Source organism: Candidatus Methylomirabilota bacterium, from assembly GCA_036005065.1.
Lineage (GTDB): Bacteria > Methylomirabilota > Methylomirabilia > Rokubacteriales > DASRDR01 > DASYQW01.
In genome coordinates this window covers 1-6,957 of sequence record DASYQW010000141.1, presented here as the reverse complement: position 1 = coordinate 6,957, position 6,957 = coordinate 1, and the positions used below count along the sequence as shown (strand labels likewise).

Below are 6,957 nucleotides of genomic sequence, written 5' to 3'. Positions count from 1 at the left end.
CGCATTCTTCACCAGGATGCCCTCGCCGTCGGGGACGACGATCTTCGTCCGGCAGACCGGACACCGCCGAAGGTCCCCCGGGAACAGGAGGTTCGCCTCGCGAAGGCCGGCCATGGCAGGAAACTACACTATGTCAATCGGGAATGTCAACAAGGTTGATGAGGCGTCCCCCTGGGCGTCCTGGGGTCCCCTCCGACGATCAGGCCAGGTGGCCGCCGTCCAGGATCAGCGTCGCGCCGGTCACGTAGCTCGCGGCATCCGAGCAGAGATAGACCACGGCCCCCGCCATCTCCTCGGGCTGCGCGGTCCGGCCGAGGGGCGTCGTCTTGAGGTACTGCTCCAGGATCTCGGGCGTCTTCCACAGCGCCTCGCTGAACCGGGTCTCCACGAGGGCCGGCGCGATCGCGTTGACCCGAACCCCGAACGGCGCCAGCTCCTTGGCCAGGACGCGCGTGAGCATGAGCACGGCGGCCTTCGAGACGGAGTAGGCCCCCAGCCCCGCGCTGGCCCGGAGCCCGCCCGTCGAGGACACGTTGACGATCGACCCGCGGCCGGCGGCCAGCATGGCCTTGGCGGCCCGCTGGGCCGCGAAGAGGTAGCCCTTGACGTTCAGCGCCATGATCTTGTCCCAGGCCTCCTCCTCGACCTCGAGGAGTGGCCCGAAGACGGGGTTGGTGGCGGCGTTGTTCACGAGCACGTCCACCCGGCCGAACTCCTTGGCCGTGGCGTCGAAGACCCGATCGATCTCCGACCGGCGGCCCATGTGGGCCGCCAGCGGGAGCGCCCGGCGGTCCAGGGCCGCGACCTCCTGGGCGACGGCGTCGAGGTCGGGCTGCTTGCGGGCCGTGAGGACGACGTGGGCCCCGGCCCGGGCGAGGCCGAGGGCGATGGCGCGCCCGATGCCGCGGCTCGCGCCGGTGACCACGGCCACGCGGTCGTCCAGGCGGAAACTCGGGATCTCCATGGAGGCCTCCTTCCGATGGGACCGTCCCGTTCCGATATGTAGGGGACAGGACCCGAGCGTGTCAACGACCACCGGACAGCAGCCCAAGGCGGTTGAACCGATGGGACCCGGTTGTTACAATCAAGCACCCATCTCCTCATCAGATGGCTTGTCTCATGGGCCAAACTGCGAGCGATGTCGAGCGGGTCGAGCGGCGCCTCACGGCGCGGATCGGACGGGCGATCGGCGACTTCGAGCTGATCGAGCCGGGCGACCGTATTCTCGTCGGCGTCTCCGGCGGCAAGGACTCCTGGGCGCTGCTCCATCTCCTCCAGCGCATCCGGCGGCGGGCCCCCGTCCGGTTCGACCTGGTCGCGCTCAACATCGACCAGGGCTTCGCCGGCTTCCGGGCCGACATCGTCGAGGACTACCTGGCCCGCGAGGGGTACACCTACGAGATGCGGAGCGCCCGCATCAACCTGACGGTCAAGGAGAAGATCCAGCCGGGGGAGACCTTTTGCTCGCTGTGCGCGCGACTCCGCCGGGGCGCGCTCTACAAGTACGCCGACGAGCTCGGCTGCAACAAGATCGCGCTCGGCCACCACGCCGACGACTTCATCGAGACCCTCCTCCTCAATCTCTTCTTCAACGGCCAGATCAAGGGGATGCACCCGCGCCTCCGCGCCCAGAACGGCCGGCATACCGTGATCCGTCCCCTCGTCTACGTGTGGGAGGCGGAGATCCTCGACTACGTCCCGGCCCGGGGCTTCCCGGTCGTCTGCTGCGCGTGCCCCGGCTGCAAGGATCCCACGCTCCAGCGCCATCGGGTGAAGAAGCTCCTCCGGGAGCTCGAGCGCGTCCACCCCGGGATCAAGCGGAGCCTGCTGGGGGCGCTCTCGCGGGTCGATCTGGGCTCCCTTCCCATCCCGAAGCGGACCGGCGGTCCGCGGCTCCCGCTCCTCGACGCGGCCGCTGTCGCCGCACCCGCCCCCGCGAGTGACTGAGCGTGTCCGGATCGGGACCCGCGGGAGCCCGCTCGCCCTTCGACAGGCCGAGCTGGTGGCCGAGGCCCTGGCCCGGGCGTGGCCGGGACTCCGTGCCGAGCTGGTGCCGATCCGCACCTCGGGGGACAGGCTCGCGCAGGCCCGCCTGGCCGTCGAAGGCGGCAAGGGGCTCTTCGTGAAGGAGATCGAGGAGGCGCTGCTCGGCCATTGGATCGAGCTGGCGGTCCACAGCCTCAAGGATCTTCCGGCCGATCTCCCCGGGGGGCTGGGCCTGGCGGCCTTTCCCGAGCGCGAAGATCCGCGCGACGTCCTGGTGAGCCGCGATGCGGGGGGGCTCGACGGCCTGCGGCCGGGCGCGCGGGTCGGCAGCTCGAGCCTCCGACGCCGCGTCCAGCTCCTCGCCCGCCGGCCCGACCTCGAGGTGGAGCCGATTCGGGGGAACGTCGAGACCCGGCTCCAGAAGCTCGACGACGGGCTGTACGACGCGGTCGTCCTGGCGGCGGCGGGCCTGCGCCGGCTGGGGCTGTCGCCCGCCGGCGCCGTCACGCTCGCGCTCGACGAGATGTTGCCGGCGGTGGGCCAGGGAACGCTCGCCGTCGAGGCGCGCGAGGAGGACGAGATGACGCGGCGCCTGGTCGGCGTGCTCGACCATCCGGACACGCGCGCCGCGACGGTCGCCGAGCGCAGCTTCCTCCAGGCCATCGGGGGATCGTGCACGACGCCGCTCGCCGCCTACGCCCGGTACGAGGGCCGTACCCTGTGGCTCAGCGCGTTTCTCGCGACGGGCGACGGCGCCCGCGTGCTCAGGGAGTCCCGCCCGGGCGCCACGACGCCGGACGCCCTGGGGAGGGACGTGGCCGGGTGGATGCTCGAGCGCGGGGCGGCCGAGATCGTGCGCCAGGGGCAGGTCGCGTGACGGCCGAACGGCGGGCCGAGCCGCCGGTGCGGTTCGCCGGGGCGGGACCCGGTGATCGCCAGCGGCGGCCGCTCGCCGGCCGCCGGGTGGTCGTGACGCGACCCCGCGGGCAGGCCGGCCGGTTCGTGACACTCCTCGAAGCGTCTGGCGCCGAGGTGGTGGCCATGCCGACGATCGCGCTCGAGCCGCCCGAGGACTGGGGCCCGCTCGACCGTGCCCTCGCCCGGCTCGGCGACTTCCACTGGGTGGTCTTCACCAGCGCCAACGGAGTGGCGGCGTTCCACGAGCGGCTCGCCGCGGCCGGGCGCGACACGCGGGCGCTCGGTGGCGCGCGGCTGGCCGCCATCGGCCCCGAAACGGCCGAGGCCCTGGCCGGGGTCGGCCTCCGGGCCGACGTGGTGCCGGGGGAGTACCGGGCCGAGGGGCTGGCCGACGTGCTGCGCCCCCATCTGGCCTCGGGGAGTGCGGTCTTGCTCGTCCGGGCCGCGGAGGCGCGCGAGGTCCTGCCGCAGGTGCTGGAGAGCCTCGGGGCCCGGGTGACCGTGGCGCCGGCGTACCGGACGGTGGCCGTGAAAGAGGGCGCGGACCACCTCCTCGGCCTCCTGGAGGCGCGGGGGGTGGACGTCGTCACGTTCACCAGCTCCTCGACGGTCCGCGGCTTCATGGCGCTCCTGGCGCCCGGGGAGATTCGACGGTTGCTCAGCGGCGTCGTGCTCGCCGCCATCGGTCCGATCACCGCCGGCACGATCGCCGAGTACGGCCTGGAGGTCGGCGTCATGCCGCGGGAGTACACGACGTCCGCGCTGGCCGCGGCGATCGCGGGACACTTCACCTCACCCAGGTAGGAGATCAGTTCATGGCACATCCACTGTACCGTCCGCGCCGGCTGCGGGAGTCGCCGCTCATCCGGCGCATGGTTCGCGAGACGCGACTCGGCGTCGAGAACCTGATCCTGCCCCTCTTCGCCGTCCACGGCCGGGGCATCCGCGAGCCGATCGCGTCGATGCCCGGGGTATCGCGGCTCTCGCTCGACGAGCTCGTGAAGGAAGCGAAGGACGCGGCCGGGATGGGCATCCCGGCCGTCCTGCTGTTCGGCGTCCCGGCCACCAAGGATCCCCGCGGCTCGGAAGCCTACGCCGAGGACGGCATCGTCCAGCAGGCCGCGCGGGTGGTGAAGGAGCGGATTCCGGATCTCCTGGTCATCACCGACGTCTGCCTCTGCCAGTACACGAGCCACGGGCATTGCGGCGTGATCGAGGACGGGCGAGTCAAGAACGACGCGAGCGTGGACCTGCTCGCGCGGGTCGCGCTCTCCCAGGCCGAGGCCGGCGCCGACATCGTGGCGCCGTCGGACATGATGGACGGTCGGGTCGCCGCCATCCGGGAAGCGCTCGACGAGGCCGGCTATGCCGAGACACCCATCATGGCCTACTCGGCGAAGTATGCCTCGGCCTTCTACGGGCCCTTCCGCGAGGCGGCCGAGTCGGCGCCCCAGTTCGGTGATCGCCGGTCGTACCAGATGGACCCCGGCAACGCCATCGAGGCGCTGCGCGAGGTCGGGCTCGACGTGGACGAGGGGGCGGACATCGTGATGGTCAAGCCCGCCTTGCCCTACCTCGACGTGATCGCCCGCGTGAAGCAGGAGTTCGGCCTCCCGCTGGCGGCCTACTCGGTCTCCGGCGAGTACGCGATGATCAAGGCTGCCGGCCGGCTCGGCTGGCTGGACGAGGAGCGGGTCATCATGGAAGCGCTCACGGCGATCCGGCGTGCCGGCGCCGACCTCATCATCACGTATCTGGCCAAGGAGGCGGCCCGTCTCCTCGAGCGGCAGCGGTTCTCGGCGGGCCCCTAGCGCCCCACTTGTGAAGGTCTAGGCGTGCTGGCCGTCGTCAAGGATCCCGGCAAGCGCGGCGTCATCCTCGAAGACGTGCCCGTGCCCCGGGTGGGCCCGTGGGAAGTCCTGGTGCGCGTGCGGGCGGTCGGGATCTGCGGGAGCGACCAGCGGATCTACGCCGAGGTCAACCCGGCGCGCCGCCGGCGCTTCATCATCGGCCACGAGATCGCCGGCGAGGTCGTCGAGGTCGGCGAGCGGGTGAGCGAGGTGCCGCTCGGGGCTCGGGTGGGCATCGAGATCTGTATCGGCTGCGGGATCTGCCGGTACTGCAAGGTCGGCCGCGTCAACCTCTGCGAGAAGCTCGAAGAGTTCGGCGTCACGGTCGACGGCGGCATGACCGAGTTCGTGGCGGTGCCGGCTCGCAACGTCCACCTGCTCCCCCCCACGCTGTCGTTCGAGAAGGCCGTCCTGGCCGATCCGCTGGCCTGCGTGGTCCGCGGCCTGGAGATGATCCACGTCACCTCCGGCTCCTGGGTCACCGTGCTCGGTCCCGGCCAGATGGGGCTGCTGGCCACTCAGGTGATCAAGCGGATCCGACGTGCCCGGGTCATCATGGTGGGCACGCGCGGAGACCGCCTGGCGCTGGCTCGGGCCATGGGCGCCGACGAGACCGTCAACGTGAACGAGGCGGACCCGGTGGCGGCCGTGCGGGAGCTGACCGACGGCGGGGCTGACTTCGTCTACGAGGCGGCCGGCACCGCCCGGGCGCTCGACCAGGCGATCGCGATGGCCCGCAAGGGCGGGGCGGTGGTCATGCTGACGGTCCACCGGGAGGTCCAGATCAACCTGGAGCCGGCCGTGCGGGGTGAGCTCCACCTGGTGGGCGCCATCTGCTACTCCTACCGGGAGTACGAGCGGGCCCTGGCCCTGCTGGCCGAGGACCGCATCGACGCCGGTCCGCTCCTGGCCCACACCTTCCCGCTCCACCAGGCCCAGGAGGCCTTCGACTTCGTCCTGTCCCGGCAGGGGATCAAGGCCATCCTGGTGACCGCGGCCGAGGCGAAACGAGCCGATCGGTGAGCGACACCCGTGAGATCCGAGGAGGCATCGAATGGTTGCCGGAGTCTTGATTCGCTGTGAGCCCCAGAAGGAGTCGGAGGTGCTCGACGCCCTCCGCAAGCTCGACGGGCTCTCCTACGTCTACCTGCTGTTCGGGCGCTACGACATGGTCGCCTTGATCCGCTCCCTGGACCTCCACGCGGCCTCGGAGGTCGTCGGCCGGATCCGGGCCATCGACGGCGTCGCGTCCACGGAGACGCTCGTCGTCCGTCCCACGCAGTAGCCGAGCCGTGCACCCTCACCGGGAGGAGGTTTTCTCCATGCGACAGCTTCGCCTCGCTCAGCTCGGCCGGCGGGCCCTGGCCCTGTCCGGCGTGACCCTGGCGGTCCTGGTCCTGGCCGGCGTCTTCGGCGGGGGCGCCCTGGGGCAGAGCCGGCAGGAGACCTTGATCATCGCCCGCAACATCGACGACTACGTGACGAACGATCCCCACCGCCAGTACGAGTACACGGCCCAGATGCTCGACCAGTCGTCCTACGACACGCTGGTCACGGTCGAGGCGCCGGACTTCACCAAGATCCAGCCGAAGCTCGCGACCAAGTGGGAAGTCTCCAAGGACGGGACGGTGTACACGTTCACGCTCCGGTCGGGGGTGAAGTTCTCGTCCGGGAACCCGCTCACCGCGGCCGACGTCAAGTTCTCGCTGATGCGGCTCAAGCACCTCAAGGACAACCCGGCCTTCTTCATGGACCCCGTGAAGGACATCGAGGTCGTGAACGACACCACGGTCCGCGTCACCCTGGGCGCCCCCGACGCGTCGTTCCTGGCGGCGCTGGCGGCGGTGCCCACCGCCATCGCGGAGGCCAAGGCCGTGATGGCGCACGGCGGGACCGACGCCGAGGATGCCAAGGAGAAGGACAAGGCCACCGAGTGGCTGAACGAGCATTCGGCCGGGTCGGGCCCCTACATCCTGACGTCGTTCAAGAAGAACGAGGAGGCGGTGCTGGAGCGAAACCCGAACCACTGGGGGCCCAAGGGACACTTCGCCAAGATCGTCTTCCGCCACGTCAAGGACGGCACCACCCAGCGGGAGATGGTGGAGCGCGGCGACGTCGACATCGCCCACGACTTCGACCCCGACATCGTCGCCAAGGTCAGGCCCGGCCCCAAGATCAAGATCGTCGAGGGGCTGTCGATGAA

At 71.0% G+C, this 6,957-nt stretch carries 8 protein-coding genes; 7 read left to right on the top strand and 1 reads right to left on the bottom strand.

Features of this window, described 5'->3' with window-relative positions:
• Positions 1 to 199: 199 nt before the first annotated feature.
• A complete protein-coding gene (locus VGW35_10230; protein ID HEV8308034.1) occupies positions 200 to 964 on the bottom strand; it encodes a glucose 1-dehydrogenase in 765 nt (254 codons plus the stop codon).
• A 155-nt stretch (positions 965 to 1,119) separates the two neighbouring features.
• On the opposite strand from VGW35_10230, the gene ttcA reads away from it, so the two are divergent.
• The 7 genes from ttcA to VGW35_10195 form a co-directional block, all read left to right on the top strand.
• A complete protein-coding gene (gene ttcA / locus VGW35_10225) occupies positions 1,120 to 1,947 on the top strand; it encodes a tRNA 2-thiocytidine(32) synthetase TtcA (GenBank protein ID HEV8308033.1) in 828 nt (275 codons plus the stop codon).
• Entirely contained in the window at positions 1,940 to 2,863 is a 924-nt protein-coding gene (gene hemC, locus VGW35_10220) for a hydroxymethylbilane synthase (GenBank protein ID HEV8308032.1), read from the top strand. Before ttcA ends, hemC begins: the two co-directional genes overlap by 8 nt.
• On the top strand, positions 2,860 to 3,708 hold the full coding sequence (locus VGW35_10215; GenBank protein ID HEV8308031.1) for a uroporphyrinogen-III synthase: 849 nt from the start codon (positions 2,860 to 2,862) through the stop codon (positions 3,706 to 3,708). The genes hemC and VGW35_10215 overlap by 4 nt, the downstream gene beginning before the upstream one ends.
• A gap of 11 nt (positions 3,709 to 3,719) precedes the next feature.
• Positions 3,720 to 4,715 (top strand): porphobilinogen synthase, encoded by a 996-nt coding sequence (hemB, locus tag VGW35_10210; protein HEV8308030.1) that lies wholly within the window; start codon positions 3,720 to 3,722, stop codon positions 4,713 to 4,715.
• Between the two features lie 24 nt (positions 4,716 to 4,739).
• Positions 4,740 to 5,777 carry an alcohol dehydrogenase catalytic domain-containing protein gene (locus tag VGW35_10205; protein ID HEV8308029.1) on the top strand — a complete coding sequence of 346 codons (1,038 nt, stop codon included), beginning with the start codon at positions 4,740 to 4,742 and terminating at the stop codon, positions 5,775 to 5,777.
• A gap of 31 nt (positions 5,778 to 5,808) precedes the next feature.
• The gene (locus tag VGW35_10200) at positions 5,809 to 6,039 is read left to right on the top strand and encodes an Lrp/AsnC ligand binding domain-containing protein (GenBank protein ID HEV8308028.1); all 231 of its coding nucleotides are present in this window, start codon (positions 5,809 to 5,811) and stop codon (positions 6,037 to 6,039) included.
• A gap of 37 nt (positions 6,040 to 6,076) precedes the next feature.
• On the top strand, positions 6,077 to 6,957 hold an 881-nt coding region (locus VGW35_10195), incomplete at its 3' end, for an ABC transporter substrate-binding protein (protein ID HEV8308027.1).

Excerpts from the sequence above, each read along its gene's own strand:
- VGW35_10230 (HEV8308034.1), bottom strand. The coding sequence starts at position 964 with ATGGAGATCCCGAGTTTCCGCCTGGACGACCGCGTGGCCGTGGTCACC.
- ttcA (HEV8308033.1), top strand. The coding sequence starts at position 1,120 with ATGGGCCAAACTGCGAGCGATGTCGAGCGGGTCGAGCGGCGCCTCACG.
- hemB (HEV8308030.1), top strand. The coding sequence starts at position 3,720 with ATGGCACATCCACTGTACCGTCCGCGCCGGCTGCGGGAGTCGCCGCTC.
- VGW35_10200 (HEV8308028.1), top strand. The coding sequence starts at position 5,809 with ATGGTTGCCGGAGTCTTGATTCGCTGTGAGCCCCAGAAGGAGTCGGAG.